At 45.6% G+C, this 15,368-nt stretch carries 20 protein-coding genes; 10 read left to right on the top strand and 10 right to left on the bottom strand.

Annotated elements, in window-relative coordinates; genetic code table 11:
* The 10 genes from ACZMIG_RS11685 (at position 1) to ACZMIG_RS11640 (ending at position 8,134) form a co-directional block, all read left to right on the top strand.
* Complete coding sequence (locus ACZMIG_RS11685; protein ID WP_032944512.1) at positions 1–264, top strand: DUF4099 domain-containing protein; 264 nt, start codon at positions 1–3, stop codon at positions 262–264.
* Positions 265–354: 90 nt separating this feature from the next.
* The gene (locus tag ACZMIG_RS11680; RefSeq protein WP_483928775.1) at positions 355–2,454 is read left to right on the top strand and encodes a type IA DNA topoisomerase; all 2,100 of its coding nucleotides are present in this window, start codon (positions 355–357) and stop codon (positions 2,452–2,454) included.
* A 195-nt stretch (positions 2,455–2,649) separates the two neighbouring features.
* Positions 2,650–2,886 carry a hypothetical protein gene (locus ACZMIG_RS11675; protein ID WP_032944600.1) on the top strand — a complete coding sequence of 79 codons (237 nt, stop codon included), beginning with the start codon at positions 2,650–2,652 and terminating at the stop codon, positions 2,884–2,886.
* A 346-nt stretch (positions 2,887–3,232) separates the two neighbouring features.
* Positions 3,233–3,448 carry a hypothetical protein gene (locus ACZMIG_RS11670; RefSeq protein WP_057252928.1) on the top strand — a complete coding sequence of 72 codons (216 nt, stop codon included), beginning with the start codon at positions 3,233–3,235 and terminating at the stop codon, positions 3,446–3,448.
* Between the two features lie 33 nt (positions 3,449–3,481).
* On the top strand, positions 3,482–4,516 hold the full coding sequence (locus tag ACZMIG_RS11665; RefSeq protein WP_087208449.1) for a PRTRC system protein E: 1,035 nt from the start codon (positions 3,482–3,484) through the stop codon (positions 4,514–4,516).
* 3 nt (positions 4,517–4,519) lie between these two features.
* Positions 4,520–4,741 carry a PRTRC system protein C gene (locus tag ACZMIG_RS11660; RefSeq protein WP_055300447.1) on the top strand — a complete coding sequence of 74 codons (222 nt, stop codon included), beginning with the start codon at positions 4,520–4,522 and terminating at the stop codon, positions 4,739–4,741.
* A 37-nt stretch (positions 4,742–4,778) separates the two neighbouring features.
* A complete protein-coding gene (locus ACZMIG_RS11655) occupies positions 4,779–5,861 on the top strand; it encodes a hypothetical protein (RefSeq protein ID WP_487889604.1) in 1,083 nt (360 codons plus the stop codon).
* A 16-nt stretch (positions 5,862–5,877) separates the two neighbouring features.
* Positions 5,878–6,561 carry a PRTRC system protein B gene (locus ACZMIG_RS11650; RefSeq protein WP_487889587.1) on the top strand — a complete coding sequence of 228 codons (684 nt, stop codon included), beginning with the start codon at positions 5,878–5,880 and terminating at the stop codon, positions 6,559–6,561.
* The gene (locus ACZMIG_RS11645) at positions 6,558–7,346 is read left to right on the top strand and encodes a PRTRC system ThiF family protein (protein WP_072545517.1); all 789 of its coding nucleotides are present in this window, start codon (positions 6,558–6,560) and stop codon (positions 7,344–7,346) included. Before ACZMIG_RS11650 ends, ACZMIG_RS11645 begins: the two co-directional genes overlap by 4 nt.
* A gap of 245 nt (positions 7,347–7,591) precedes the next feature.
* Positions 7,592–8,134: a hypothetical protein gene (locus tag ACZMIG_RS11640; RefSeq protein WP_487889586.1), complete on the top strand. Its 543-nt coding sequence runs from the start codon at positions 7,592–7,594 to the stop codon at positions 8,132–8,134.
* Positions 8,135–8,185: 51 nt separating this feature from the next.
* Here the strand turns inward: ACZMIG_RS11640 and ACZMIG_RS11635 are convergent, their stop codons facing one another.
* The 10 genes from ACZMIG_RS11635 to ACZMIG_RS11590 all read right to left on the bottom strand — a co-directional run bounded on the left by ACZMIG_RS11635 (position 8,186) and on the right by ACZMIG_RS11590 (position 15,319).
* On the bottom strand, positions 8,186–8,563 hold the full coding sequence (locus ACZMIG_RS11635; RefSeq protein ID WP_487889585.1) for a WG repeat-containing protein: 378 nt from the start codon (positions 8,561–8,563) through the stop codon (positions 8,186–8,188).
* Positions 8,564–8,604: 41 nt separating this feature from the next.
* Entirely contained in the window at positions 8,605–9,096 is a 492-nt protein-coding gene (locus tag ACZMIG_RS11630) for a hypothetical protein (protein ID WP_487889584.1), read from the bottom strand.
* Positions 9,097–9,216: 120 nt separating this feature from the next.
* Positions 9,217–10,050 carry a hypothetical protein gene (locus tag ACZMIG_RS11625; protein ID WP_487889583.1) on the bottom strand — a complete coding sequence of 278 codons (834 nt, stop codon included), beginning with the start codon at positions 10,048–10,050 and terminating at the stop codon, positions 9,217–9,219.
* Positions 10,047–10,496, bottom strand: a complete 450-nt coding sequence (locus tag ACZMIG_RS11620; RefSeq protein ID WP_289539839.1) for a hypothetical protein — start codon at positions 10,494–10,496, stop codon at positions 10,047–10,049. Before ACZMIG_RS11620 ends, ACZMIG_RS11625 begins: the two co-directional genes overlap by 4 nt.
* Positions 10,497–10,538: 42 nt before the next feature.
* Positions 10,539–10,934 (bottom strand): hypothetical protein, encoded by a 396-nt coding sequence (locus ACZMIG_RS11615; protein WP_487889582.1) that lies wholly within the window; start codon positions 10,932–10,934, stop codon positions 10,539–10,541.
* 89 nt (positions 10,935–11,023) lie between these two features.
* A complete protein-coding gene (locus tag ACZMIG_RS11610; protein WP_487889581.1) occupies positions 11,024–12,175 on the bottom strand; it encodes an SMI1/KNR4 family protein in 1,152 nt (383 codons plus the stop codon).
* A gap of 78 nt (positions 12,176–12,253) precedes the next feature.
* Positions 12,254–12,865: a DUF2695 domain-containing protein gene (locus ACZMIG_RS11605; protein ID WP_487889580.1), complete on the bottom strand. Its 612-nt coding sequence runs from the start codon at positions 12,863–12,865 to the stop codon at positions 12,254–12,256.
* 534 nt (positions 12,866–13,399) lie between these two features.
* The gene (locus ACZMIG_RS11600; protein WP_487889579.1) at positions 13,400–13,684 is read right to left on the bottom strand and encodes an immunity 17 family protein; all 285 of its coding nucleotides are present in this window, start codon (positions 13,682–13,684) and stop codon (positions 13,400–13,402) included.
* Between the two features lie 67 nt (positions 13,685–13,751).
* Positions 13,752–14,363, bottom strand: a complete 612-nt coding sequence (locus ACZMIG_RS11595; RefSeq protein ID WP_205109228.1) for a DUF6707 family protein — start codon at positions 14,361–14,363, stop codon at positions 13,752–13,754.
* 74 nt (positions 14,364–14,437) lie between these two features.
* Positions 14,438–15,319 carry a WD40 repeat domain-containing protein gene (locus tag ACZMIG_RS11590; protein WP_272058859.1) on the bottom strand — a complete coding sequence of 294 codons (882 nt, stop codon included), beginning with the start codon at positions 15,317–15,319 and terminating at the stop codon, positions 14,438–14,440.
* Positions 15,320–15,368: the final 49 nt, after the last annotated feature.

The following is a 15,368-nucleotide window of genomic DNA, read 5'->3' as shown; positions in this document are numbered from 1 at the left end:
ATGAAAAAGGAAAACGGAAACGACATGCCTTTCAAGGCTGATGAAGTGAACTGGGACGAACTCTCCGGTATCGGTATCATGAAGGACGAGCTGGAACTCTCCGGCGAAATGGACACCCTCCTCAGGGGAGAGAAAACGAAAGTGATGTCCCTGAGCCTCGTGCTCCTCGGCGTGGACGTGGTGATGGACGCCACGCTCCAGCTGGTCCGCAAGGGCGAGGCACCGCTGCTGGAAATCCAGGGAGTGACACCGCTGGGCAAATAATCTGGAAGCAATTATCAAGTAAACCGATGTCTTACCGCCGTTTCCTGTCTTCCGCATGGAAAACGGGAAACGGCTTAATTTTTATCCAATATGATAGCAATCATCGCAGAAAAGCCGAGTGTAGGCTTGGACATAGCCCGTGTAGTCGGGGCTGATACAAGAAATGACGGCTACTGTTCCGGTAACGGATATATGGTAACCTGGGCACTGGGACACCTCGTGTCACTGGCCATGCCGGACACTTACGGTTATACGAAAACGGCAGCGGAGGACCTGCCGATGCTGCCGGACCCGTTCCGCCTGGTCTCCCGACAGATGCGCACGGACAGGGGAATGGTTACGGACATCGCCGCCTCGAAACAGCTGAAAGTCATAGAAAGCGTATTCAACCGCTGTGACAGCATCATCGTGGCAACCGATGCCGGTCGTGAAGGGGAACTTATCTTCCGCTGGATATACGACTTTCTGGGCTGCACGAAACCGTTCAGACGCCTGTGGATTTCCTCGCTTACTGACGAGGCCATACGGAAAGGGCTGGAGGAACTGAAGGACGGCTCGGAATACGACAGCCTGTATGCCGCCGCCGACAGCCGCGCGAAGGCGGACTGGCTGGTGGGCATGAACGCCAGCCGTGCCCTGGCCATCGTCTCCGGCTCGTCCAACAACTCGATCGGACGGGTGCAGACTCCGACGCTCGCCATGATATGCAGCCGCTACAGGGAGAACCGCAGTTTCGTATCCACACCATACTGGCAGCTGCATGTCACCCTCAATGGCGGCACGTCACACCGCCGCTTCTTCCATCCCGCGACCTTTGACGACAGGCAGAAGGCAGAAACCGCCTACCGCAGTCTCACTCCCGATTCTTCGGCGACGGTTACGAAGGTGGAGCGCAGGAAAACCCTGCAACAGCCGCCGCTGCTCTACGACCTGACGGCACTTCAGAAGGACTGCAACGTGCACCTCGACCTGCCCGCGGCAAAGACGCTGGACATCGCCCAGTCGCTCTACGAGAAGAAGCTCATTTCCTACCCGAGAACGGGAAGCCGGTATATCCCGCACGACGTGATGGCCTGCGTACCCGGTCTGCTGGAAAGAATCTTGGCCATGCCCGGATTCGCCACAAGTGCCGGAATCCTTGACTTTGCGCATCTCAACACCCGTAGCGTGGACGACAGCAAAGTGACGGACCACCATGCCCTCATCACGACCGGCATCGCACCCGAAGGACTTTCCGAGGCGGAAGAGGCCGTCTATACGCTGATAGCCGGACGTATGCTGGAGGCGTTCTCGCCCTGCTGCGAGAAGGAGCTGATTCTTATGGAATGCCGTCTGGACAACATGGATTTCCGCTCGAAAAGCTCCCTTGTCGTCAGTCCGGGATGGCGCGGCATCTTCCGCAGGAAAGAGGACAGGCAGGACGACGAACCGGAAACCGACGAGGGTACGGCCGTATTTGCCGAAGGGGACACGGTCCCTGTTTCAGGATTCGGACTGGCCCAGAAGAAGACCGTGCCCAGACCGCTCTATACCGAAGCCACGCTGCTGGCAGCAATGGAGACCTGCGGCAGGGAGATAGCCGACGAACAGGCACGCGAGGCCGTGAAGGAGCTGGGCATCGGCACGCCCGCTACAAGAGCCGCCATCATCACCACACTGTTCAAACGTGACTATATCGCCCGCTCCGGCAAGAGCATCCTCCCCACAGAGAAGGGACTCCATATCTACGATGCGGTGAAGGACATGCTCGTGGCGGATGTTTCCCTGACAGGAAGCTGGGAGAAGACCCTGCTCCAGATAGAGCGGCACACACTCGGACCGGACACGTTCATGGCATCCATCACGGACTACACCCGCAAGGCTACCCGTGAAATCCTGAACCTCAGCCTTCCGGCGGTAGCCGCCCGCACGTTCACCTGTCCCAAATGCAAGACCGGACACATCATCGTCAGGGAGAAGAGTGCCCGCTGCGACAATAAAGGGTGCGGACTGACCGTGTACCGCAGATTCCTGAACAAGGAACTGACGGACCAGCATCTGGAACAGCTTTTCTCCTCCGGCTCCACACGGCTCATCAAGGGATTCAAGGGAAAGAAGGGCGTGGCTTTCGACGCTTCGGTCACTTTCGACGCCGGGTTCACCCTGACACTCTCGTTCCCCAAAAACGGGAACGGCAGGAAAAGGAAATGATGAAGCCATCCCGATTCGAGGGGCAAAGGTCGCAGCCCGCCCGTTTCCACCGGCAAGGTCTGGCCTTACGGTTTCTGGGAAAAATCATCCTCGCCCGAGGCTCCGGTATTTTTCCCGAAAACCTTGCCTGTGGAGGCGGACTGCAAGAAAGCCCCTGAAACCGGGAATGGCATTCCCGCCAAACACATGAAGATTATGAAAACAAAAGAACGTATCAGAAAGATAGCGGACAGCAGATGGGCAAGGACACTCGCGCTGGCCGTAACAGCAGCCATCATATTCAGCTGGCTCTATTCCCACGGTATATCGCCTGTATGGACCGCCGTGGCCATCATCTGTTTCAGGGGACTCTTCAGGTTCCTCTACCGTATAGCCTGTTTTCTCGTGGCACTGGCCATCATTCTGTGCATACTGAGTTTTCTGGTCTTCTGAAATCTGACGATATGGAACATGCACGGAATTTATCATTGCAGCATAAGGGAGCTGTCCGGGAGCGGGCGGCTCTTTTTGTATCCGTCACAATCGGAAATGACACGGGAAGAAAAGAGAAAGGACTAAAAACACAGACATTGGCAAACCGAGAACTACAGGGCAAAGTTGGCAAACGCTTCTTGTCGGACGGCAAGGTCAGGCCGCAAGCGGTTTCGGAAAAAATCATCCTCGCTGCGCTCCGGTATTTTTCCCGAAAACCCTGCCTTTCCGGAAGCATTTGCCGTTGGGCCCTTGTAGTTCAACGGGCTGCCAAAGCCCGGGTATTCACAGTTAAAAATTAAAGAATATGCAACAAGCGATCATCACAAGACAGTCACCAGCTCCGATAGGGATGCCCGTGACAAGAAGACCGAAAGTACACGTCCCGCAACCGGCAATCAAGCTGCCACCAAGGGGAACCACAGGTCCCGTTCACATCTCAAAGCTGCTGAACCCCGTTCTGGAAATTTGCAGACATCCGGACAGGAACAGGCTGCTGGCAGAATTCTTCAGCGAATATTGAAACACATCGTCTAATCATTTAATATCTGAAATTATGTTTTTTACAGCAATCCACCAGATGATGACGGAAAGCGTGGACCTCACGATCGTCATCCGCAAGACAAACGGACAACTGACCGTTTCCACATTGCCCAAATCGAACGGACTCAAGGACGAGGCCCAGAACCACATCGTGCCGCTGACTGTCACGGGCACACCGCAGGAACTTGACACAGGATTCCTGCAGGCAGTCACAAGACCTATACAGAAAACGTGCGGGCTGATCTCCAATATGGCACAGTTCGAGGCACAGGCGGACAAGGCCGCTGCCAGCAGCAAGGCTGCCAAGGAAGCGAAATCCAAGGAGACGAAGGAAGAACGCGAGAAACGGGAGAAGTATGAGAAACTGATGAAGAAGGCTGAGGAACTGACAGCGGCCAGAAACCACCGGGAAGCCGTCAGTGTGCTTACACAGGCGAAAGCACACGCGAATGCCGCCCAGTTGAAGGAAATCGAGGAGAAGATAAAGGCGGCCGACACGGAAATGAACCGGGGAAGCCTCTTCGACCTGATGGAACAGGAAGCACAGCCGGAACCTTCGGTACAGCAGCAACAGCCACACTCCCAGCAGCCGGCATACACGCAGGCACCGGAACAGAGAAATCCGCAACCGCAACGTCCGCAACAGCCGGCACCGCAGCAGACATACACGCGGAGACCGTCACAGCCGATGCCGGGACAGGCTCAGCCCGCACCGCAGAGACCACAACAGGCATACACGCAACATCCGCAACAACCGGGAATATGGCCGTCGCAACAACAGCCGCCACAGCCGCAGGCAAGACCGCAGATACAGCCGCACGCGCAATACGTACAGCGGACAGGAGGACAGCAGCCTTCCCAACCTCAATATCCGCCGCAGCCTGAAATACAGGACTGGCAGGAAGAACGGTTCATGCAGGAGGACGAACAGCAACCGTACCTCTCCGATCAGGAACATCCCGCATACAGTGAGAAGGACTACGAGGAATACATCGATTTCCCGCAGTCCATGCTGGAACCCAAGTATTCACCTTATCAGACAGTTTAAGACATGGCACTCGAAATCAAAGGAATGACACGCTCATTCAAATTCAAGAAAGGAACGGAGTATATAACCCTTCAGGACCCGGATCCGAACATCTCGCCGGACATGGTCATGAGCTACTATTCGAACATGTACCCGGAACTGACGACGGCTACCGTTCACGGACCGGTCATCAGGGAGGACATGACAGAATATGAGTTCAAGACAACTATCGGAACAAAAGGATAAAGGATATGGTAAAGGACAACAGAAAAAAGAAGAAATCATGTGTACCATTGGACGGATATCAGGCGGAACAGCTCGCGAGACTTATCATTGCGGAAACAGAAAGGAAGGTGCATTACGGCACGGAAAGAAAGAAACGGATTGCGGCACCCAGCGGTGCCGTAATTCTTTTCTGAACGCTACGTTCTTGCCGATATCCCCATCGGAACTGTTCACGGACGGTACTGACGGGAAGCCGCACAATCTTATCACGCAGGAAAACTATGAGTACCTGCGTGATTCCTTTTTCAGATATGCACTCCTCATGAAGAAGGAGGCGGTACATACACCGGGACGAACGCCCGGTGAAAGCATTGCCAGACTGCACGAAGAGATGTGTAACCTTGTAGGCAATGACATGAATGTCAACATTGAGCAGGACGAAGAAAGACTCCTGTTCCGTCTCTGGAAATGTCATGAATGGGGAGAACTCACGTTGTATTACTTCCCGACGAAGTTCATGGAAAGGCTCGGACCGGAACTGAGACGCATATCCGTCACCTTCATCCACAACCTGATGCAGGCGAACGGGATAAATACTGTACTGGACGAGGATGACATGGACTATGCCCTGACACTGATGTCTGAGGATGATTCGGGTGAAACGGCATCTGACCGGAAAAAGAGGCGGCGGCTCCTGCACTCCTATAAGGAAGGCAGGATACATGCCCTGTTACGCCGGGTGGAACGCAAATCCTATTACAAGAATCTGCCGAAGGCAATCGACCGATATAAGCCGAAGAACGGGTACGAACAGTCACTGCTCTCTGTCATGAAGGAGGGACTGGAGTTCCTTACACCTGAACACGGCATCATGGAATACGGCTACGATCCCTTCTACGAGGAAGAACCGGACTTTCTGCCCATGTATCTCAGCAAGCAGATCCGGGTCATCTATGACTGCACCGACATGATAACGGAATATCTCACCGACTATTACAACTCCTACAGCCAGGAGACATATGACATCATTCCGGTCACCACCTGTGACCTGTCTCCGGAAACGGAGGAACTGTTCCGCATGGACGACTATCCGGAACGTTTCTTCAAATGGGCGGAAAAATTCATCAACATCACAGTATAAACCAATCTGAAAGCATATGATAGACAGCAACGAACTGACCAGAAAAATCAAGACGCCGCTCAACCCCAAGGCGGCACTGATTGCTTATGCCTCGGAGAATGACAGGAACTTTTTCCTTGAAATCCGTGAAATTGACGACCGGGGAAACATGACGGAAGGAAGACCGGTAACCCTGGAATTCATGAACACGCTCGTGAAGGGATACTCGGAAAGACACAGCACCACTCCATACGGGAAGATACCCGACAACTTGTTGTATTGCGACCCGCGCAAGGGCAGCGAGAGATACGTGTGGTACAACCCTCCGCACAAGAGGATGATGTTCTTCAGCCCCGCGCTCAGAATAGAAAACGCGGAATATTACCTGCCGGGAGTGATCTATGAGGCCGGAGAACACGGAATGAGAATCTATGCCTACAAGGAAAATGTTCCCGGACCGGATACCGTGCTGTATGCCGCGCCATTCTTCAACGTGACAGGTTCCAGCGTATGTCTGGGAAACGCCAACCTGACCTATGAGAAGCTGCTGCAGTACTGGGAAAGGAAATTCTGGCTGACGGAATTCTCCCACCTGGGAGGGAACGGGAACCCGACAAAATCAAACCTCGTACTGGTGACAAAGGCGGCACGGGACAGGGACTTCAACCTCGACGAACTGAAGCAACTGAACGACATGAAACTTAAAGACATACTGAAATGAAAAGAGTACACTACATCGACAACTATCTCATAAACCCGCAGCATCCGGTAACGGTAAACCTTATCGGAGCGGGAGGAACAGGCTCGCAGGTGCTTACCTGCCTGGCCAGGCTTGACACGGCACTGAGGGGACTGGGACATCCCGGACTGTTCATAACTGTGTATGATTCCGACATCGTAACGGAGGCCAATATCGGGCGGCAGCTCTTCAGCCCCTCGGACATCGGCCTGAACAAGGCACAGTGTCTTGTCACACGCATGAACAACTTCTTCGGCAACGACTGGAAGGCGGTACCGGACATCTATCCGGCAGCTCTGAAGGATGCCAGACGGGACAATCTGGCCAACATAACGATTACCTGCACGGACAACATAAAGTCCCGTCTCGATCTGTGGAACATACTGAAAGCCGTGCCGGTTTCAGAATACAGAAGCCACGAGACCCCCCTGTACTGGATGGACTTCGGCAACACACAGGATACGGGACAGGTCATCCTCGGAACCGTACCGAAGAAAATCAAACAACCGGCATCCAAGCTGTACGAAACGGTAGAATCGCTGAAGGTGATCACACGATATGTCAAATACGCGAGAGTGAAGGAAAAGGATTCCGGACCGAGCTGTTCGCTGGCGGAGGCCCTGGAGAAGCAGGACCTGTTCATCAACTCTACACTGGCACAGCTCGGCTGCAACATCCTGTGGAAAATGTTCCGCAACGGTATGATCGAGTATCACGGGCTGTACCTGAATCTCTCCACCATGAAAGTGAATCCTATCGGGGTGTAATTTATACCCCGATTACGTTGCCGAATGATAAGATTAGGAATTTCTGTCTTCACTACTGCTCATCTCAACTGTCAGACCTATCATTTCGCACCGCCAATCATACATTTCTCTATTTCAATGGAATTAAATTGTAAAATACATAGGCTATCCAATAAATTTCCGTAAATTTAGGCTCTAAGGACATAATGACCTCTGTTCCGGTTTTATTATTATGGCTAATATCGAATTTCAACTTAATTGCATATATGAGAAATTTTGTTATTTCTATTGTTTGTTATTGTTTTGTAGGATGTGTTTCTAATGAAAATGTAGTGTTTGTAAAACAAATTGAGAGTACAAATTCAATTGTATTGAGAATGAAGAAAGATAAGAGTTCTATCTTCAGTTTATCATATCCTTTATCTTTTAAGATAAAAAAAACAGATAATAGGGATATTTATTATGCAGAAAACTCTTATTTATTTCACAATGAGAAACTTAGTTCAGGTACAGCTGGCTGTTATTTAACAACTTATGATGAAGACAATTATTTGACTTCCTCTTATAAGGTATTTAATGGTTCTATATTGTATATTATCGATAAAAATGATACTTTGCAAAGAAATTTATCTGGGTACTATAAAAAAATGATAAGTGAAAAGAAAGATACCATTCACGTTTCTTTGAAGGATTTCAATAGCAATTGTAAATATATCATTGATAATTTCTTTGAGGGAGATTCTATCTATTTACATTTTCATGACCACAAAAAATGGATTGATGTTCCTTTGAGAATTACATTCAAGTAACTTCTTAATCAACGTGAGTTGTATTCTGTATTCCTATTGTCATAAACAATATTATTTACTTCTCCCAAAGCGAGTACTATCTTGCATTAATATTCCAACAATGTCACCATTCCGATCAATGTAGTACCAGTCATCACTTTTCCAATACCAGTGCTCGCCGCCGGAGCCTGCCACCTCTTTCCGTTCCCCCGAATCGGTAACTTTCGCCTTGCCACCCTCGAATGGATAGCCGAAGGCAAAACGGGGACGGATGACGGTCTTGCCTGTCTCGTCAGCGTAACCGATACGTCCTTTCCGGTCCACTATGCGGTACAGTCCTTCACTTACATAGTCGTCTCCGTTGTCATATTGAAACGCTGCATAATGTTTTGCACTGCCGCAACTGCACAGCAGCAATACGGCACTCAGATAAATGATAATCTTGTTCATGATACGGGTTGTTTTCATTTGATAATCTGTTTTTGTTAATGTCAAGGCAGCAGGAACTGCATGTTGAAACGGCAGAACAGCCTGTATGCCGCATATCCGGCAAGCAGGGTGATACCTATAAAAATCCAAAATATTGTTCTGCGCCTCTTCTTCTCTGAATTTTCCATCCGGTCAAACTCCGCTTTCAACCTTTCATAGCGGCTTTCCTTATAAATCCGACCGTTTACCAGAATCAATATGACAAACGGAACAAGGATATAGCCCAATATATCCTTTGACTTGTGGAGAATATACAGATGCCATGCAGTCTGACTGTCAAGACAGTTGAGTATGACAGCCGTGAACAGCACGACATAGACATACTGCATAACTGTAACAGTCGCAAAGGTACGGTGCGGCAGGCCATGTTTGGTCGAATACCATGACCAATAGAAGATATTGTCCCAGAATGAGATTCGGTGAGGTTTGATGAAGGGCTTTTGCTTGTATGCTTCCTTCCTTTCCTGATTATATTTATGCCTTCTTTTCTCCATATTCCATTTAGTAATACCAAATATATGTATTTCAGAAACATTCCATTCATATAGGACAAAAGTAACGAAATCGATTGATTGTCATGCAATAATGTGGAAGAAATCAAGATAAATCTGTACTTAGAACCTCGTATCTTCAGTCCATTCCAGACTGTCCACTGGACAAAGTTCAACTTTCTTCATTTCATACCATACCGTCAGTAATATCCTTATGCTGTCAGACGTATATCCCTTGCCCCATGTGCGTTCGGCAAACTTCCGTGTGCCGTCCCTGATTTCATCAATGGTGGCATGGTTCAACAACCTTGCACGGAACCCTCCGTCCATATCCCCCTTTGTTGCCCGTACCTGCATCGCATAGACCGGTTGCCCGTATCGGGTCGTGCGTTCGTCTTGGTCGATCTGACGCTGCAAGGCTTCATTGGGTGCTTCCTGACGGGCTCCTATCTTGAAATGCAGTGAAAGATAATCCCTGTAACTTTGTGGTACTTCGACCTGCTCTTTCTCCGCAGGAACTGTATTCTCCGAGGCCATGGGAAACGCCATGTTCACAACTACCACTATTGCTACGATAACCGTCCAATAGACCGCTAACGCCCGTCTCCAGTAACGGGGACGCTTACGAAGTTCCTGACGGACTTCCTTGCATATCTTCTTATCGTCAAAAAATCCCAGAGGGATGGCGGACAGCAGCACCGCCAGACCCGCCAAACCGTAGAAGACAACCTTTTGCGGCACGTTTACCAGATGCACATACCCGTCTTGCCCCCTTGCTGCCAGGAATGTGCCGGCCAACAGAACATATTCCGGGATGATGCTCAGGCAATATACTCCGGCAGCTAACGCCTTGTGCTTCCTCTTATTGTTCCATTCCGTGAAATGCGCATAAGTAATTTTATGCAGCATCACCAACATGCGGAAAAATCGGCTGAATATGTTCTTTCCTTCTGTCATTTGAGTATTTCATTTATCCATTTCAGTGCGGTTACTAATAAAACCATTGCGGGAATACCCAGTAAATAGAGAGAGAAAAAGAACAGGTTACGTCGGAAAGGACTGAACTTACAGCCCGCATAATGCTGCATGACCGCTTTCCGCCGGGAAGGCGGGTATATTTTGCCGAACAAGCGGTCTGTCATGATGACAGAAACGGAAAACACGATTACAAGAATGACTCCAAACACCTCGTATGCCAAGTCATGAAGGAAAAGACCGGCTATGGCCAGAAGCGGTATGAATATAAAAAGCACGATACAGGCCCACAGCATATCACTTCCTCTGGGCTGTTTGAAATTGACCTTGTGATAATTCTCCCATGTTATTTCTCCCAACCAGAACAGATAGTCGAAGAAATAATAACGTCGCTTTCGTTCTTGCTCTGTATATCCCTGTTTCCTCATAAGGTTTTCCGTTTATCTTATTTCCTTTCGCAAAATAGCAGGTCATAACCCGTATTTCCCGATATAACAGCAAAATAAGAAAAAAAAGACCACAAAAATCATATATAGAATGGACAAAATACTCCATTTCAACTTTTGAGGTTCATTCTCAACTTCCTCCTTTATACGCTCATAGGCCCCGTTTTTGCACATGGTACGGTTGCGAAGCCGTTCAATGGTTAACATCCCTAACATATAAAATGCGAAATACAATGGCTCGTATTCTTTTGATAATACATTGTCCACAGATTTATCGATAAGTATTAATATTCCAAAATACAAAAGCACATCAAAGGAAGCCACAAACAACATTGCAGCATAATCTTCTCCGAGTGTTTTACCCAACCCCCATCGACGAAATTTATAAAACTTAATATAAATATACTTCCATACGTCCATTTTACTGGTCTGTATAATGCTTGGGCCGTTATGATATAATGTTTGGCAGCTAATCGCTTTTTTGGGCGATTAAGGTGTATGTTAGTTGTCTATTCGTAGTTTCCTGATTCACCAATGGATTTTACTTTACCATCAACAATCTTTATTTCCATCCCATGTTCCTCATCAAGTGCATAGTTAATCGGAATGATAATAGTTTTGCGAGGCAATATACGGATATGTTTACACGGATTGTAAGTCATGTATCGTAGATGTTCCGCTGGAGTTGTTATACATAGCGGAGAGTGCAATTTTGAGTCAGCCGATGGCATTACCATCTCATTAGGAAACAGTACCTCAAATTCTTTTTCGTAGTAATGTGCGTAATTCTTTTTGTAGTACTTATATGCCTTTTCCATTATTTGGCTTACAATCAAATCTGTATTATCAAGAAATTGCCGTAAAGTTTGTTCATACTCTTCCAGCTTCTTCATTGTTGGTGGTGTCGTTATCTCTTCTCCATTGTCGTTATACGCTCTGCCCACATATACGGTAGCATCCATGTTTAAAGCAAGAACTTCCACTTTTCGTTCTGTCTTGAAACCCTCATATTTATCATACACTACATTTCCCCAAAAATCAGTATAACGACTTTCAGGTAAAACTTCAGCTTCTGGATATTCATTAACTGTAACAGACAGATGAAGTATAAATTCAGAGAACGATTCTGCAACAAGCGTTTTATCGCCCAAATAATATGCCTGTTCACTCCTGAATGGCTCTGACGATGTACGCCAGAAATTATCGGCTTGTTCATCATATGTACTTACATCAAAGAAAATCTGTCGTCCCTCTTTGGTATAATACCATTTGATTTCCTTATGCTTGTAATTGTAGATGTTCCCAGTTTTAACATCAATCACAAAACGAGAATGATCTTCCGCTATGGCAAATACAAGCAGATTGGATGCACGGTTTTCTTCAATGCGAGCGATTGATGCACCTCCGTCTATGGTAAATTGTGCGCCACCATATTTAAATGAAATAAAATGTGAAATTTCATAATCTAATCCAGTTATCGGAGAGTGGAACATACATTCTACATCCAAGCCTAAGACACCTGTGCCATTAAGACAAAGATAGAAAGCCTTCATATCATCAGGAATGACTATCCCCAATTTATTTTCTATTTGTGACATATCTTTATTTGTCACAGGTCGCTTATTTCCAGCCAATGACAATTTGCTTATTATTTCATTCATTTTTAATTCCTTTTTTTATTTGACAACTAATGTTTGGCAGAGTTCCGCTTTTTAGTCGGTTTGCTGTTTGTTAGTCGCTTATTCTTCTACATTTGCCAGCACTTCACAATCACAATATCCACCTTTGGATTGTAGCCATGCAATAGCATTGTCTAAGTCCTTAACTCCATGATTTTTAAGATAAGCAACAGTCAATGTTAAATCATTCTTACATCCTTCTGTGCCTAATTTTTCATCGAGATAGTCAAACAAACCTTTCAGTATTTTATCGTCAATGGGCGTAAGTATGACTTTGTGGTCACTTAGAACATCATTATTAGAAATAGTATCAGTTTCAATTCCGACCCTTTCAAAAAATTCTGTTATCGGAATTTCCTTTCCACGTCTGTTTCTCATTGGTGATACAAGTATTGTGTTCACCTTTCCTTTCTTTAATCGAGGATATAAGCCAGACATAAAGTCTTCAAATGACATTGCAGTTGGAATTGTGTCTTCCCAACCGTCTGTGCAATTATATTGTGCATGGCTCTCTTCTCCCCAGACACAAAATTTTTTAGGTCTTCCTTCGGGTATAGAATAACTCCCATTAGGATTTTTCAGAACCCAAAATACTTTATTGTCCCTTATCGTTTGGATTGATTGCTTAAATCGCCCCATCCAATCTAACTTTAATAATTCTTCAGGTGTCATATTGTTTCTAATTTTATTCTAAGCGACTAATGTTATGCTAACAGCTAATTTGGCTGTTATTCTTCCCAATTCTATATTTATTCGAAAGTCCTTTGTTCATCACGCACCCGGTACAGTTCCCGGTGCGCCTTTTCCTTATAGACTTATGCCCGTAAATATACTGAATAATTCTGTTAATCAATGTATTTAGGATTTCTTTTTTTACCCCTAATGTTGTATATGCAAATGCACGAAGCCCCCGGCAAGTTACCCTGCCGGAGGCTTTGGTTGGTGATGCCCCTTATACTACTAATGTTCGGTAGCCTTCCGCTTTCAGTCGGATTGTTGCTTTTGCCGTAGTAATGATATTCTGTTTTCTTCCCTTTATGCTCTATAAACTACATTATACGACCGGGCGGTGCAAACAGCTCCGTGAACATTCTGGAAAGATAAAACCGCCAAAATAGTTCTTCTCGCCATCGTCTTGACTGTGGCAAATGTCGTGCTGGTGTTTCACCTCGGATTTATACGGCAGGAGAATAAGCATCGGTTCTATCATACCTTAACATAGATATAGATCATAATCAATAGACAGATAGTTATAAATACCCCTAACCAAAAACGGAAAGTATTGGGACCCAATTCTTCGAGTAACTGGTTCCATCCATAAGAACCGTTCCCTTTATACGTCCACTTCCAGTTGAATATAAGCCCGATGAGCCAGATTGACAATAGAAATATACCAATTAAATGACCTACTTTAGGATTTGATTGAATATATTGGGCTAAATCTGATAGTAGCCCCTCAAAATTCTGATATATGTTGTTCAGCCATTCCATTTACTTATAATGTTCGGTGGCTAACCGACCTTCCAGGGGAGGTTGAGCCGCTTGTTACCCACATAATTCATTTTTCTTTTGAAAGAATAGATACATAGTTATCTATATCTTGCTGTAATTCATTCCAATGTGCTGATAAATTTGGATAAAGCCCGGTTGCGCCACACCCTACCATCCTGATAAGTGCTAAAAAACGATATTCATTGGCATTTCGTTCATTTTCTTCTTTTTCAATCTTCTCTTGAAGCAGTACATCTGGATAAACAACGCGTTGATATAGTTTATCAATAAATTCTCTGCGTTTTTCTGGGGTATTGAATATACTATCCACTGGTTGTGCTCTAATAGAATCTATTTCTTTTGCTCTTGCATTAGCTTCTTCATGTTTTTCTTGCTTATACAAAAGAAATACTTCAAGTCCCCATATATATAATATGAAATCCCATACACGATAAACCCCTTTTCCCGGAAAGGGGATGTCATGCGTATAGCGACAAACTGCAAAAGTTTCTTCAATATACCCATACACAAAAAGCCGATAAGCTAAGTGGCACAGATTTTCGGCATCTGCGCCACTATTAAAAGAACATTTCTTTACTAACTTTTTGCACAAACTCGCTACCTTCTTTTGGGGGCAAGAGTTCATTATTGATTCAAACAATTCTATTCCTGTTTCCATCTTCTTCATTCTTTTGTGGGTAATGTTTGGCAGCGTTCCGCTTTAAGCGGCAGTGCTGTTTGTTAGCAACCTTATTAATTCAATTTGTAAATAAATCCTTTATGACTTGCAATCAATATTTCATTGTCATCAGGTGAAAAAGACACTCTACCATAATCTATATTAGAGAAATTAGCTAATATATTCATGTCGGGGAATGTACATACTTTCAGGTCTTTGCCATGATAAAATGCAATCATTTCATTATTATGTGAAAGTTTTATATCAAAGGTATCATATTTATGTTCCACAGGTATTTCGATGTTCAATGGTAAAAAACGAAAAGCTGTCTTTCCTCTCTGCGAATAGTATAATATTTGGTCTAATGAGTTTGCGTAAAGAAAATTTACATCTTCCAAATCACAGAACGTTTGCTCAAATGATTGTTCCTCAAGATTGAACCACATATAGAAATATTTGTTTTTTCCACTTAAATCAAGACGCCTATATCCATCTATAAAATAAAGTTGGCGTGAGGAGATATATTGAATATTCCTATACACTTCCTGCATATCTTCTCGATATCTTATCTCTTTTCTATTTTCAATATTATATACAGAAATGAAACCGTATGGATGTTCATATCCAATATTGATAACGTATTTGTTGTCATGTGAAATGCACGCTCCGTTACCATTATCATAACATCCTTTTGAAGATGTCAATTTAGAGTACAAAGTCATTGTTTCCGTGTTATATACATACAACTTCTTATAGCTTTCTTTAATCAACAATAGACTACTATCATTTGAAAAGAAAGGTTCTGCATTATTAGCTTTTATTTGAGCTACTTGTTGTAACGTATCATATTTAAAAACATTCACTTGAGTAGCATTTACTTGGGCAAGAAAATGCTTGTTTGGGGACATTTTTAAGAAATATGACTTTTTAAAAGTATGTAATAATCCTTGTTCCATTTTTGATTTTCTTGGTTGCTAATGGTTTGCAGCTTGCCGCCATTTGGCG

Source organism: Xylanibacter sp. (genome assembly GCF_057607445.1).
Note: the sequence above shows the minus strand (reverse complement) of the source record. Positions and strands in the feature narration are given on the sequence as shown.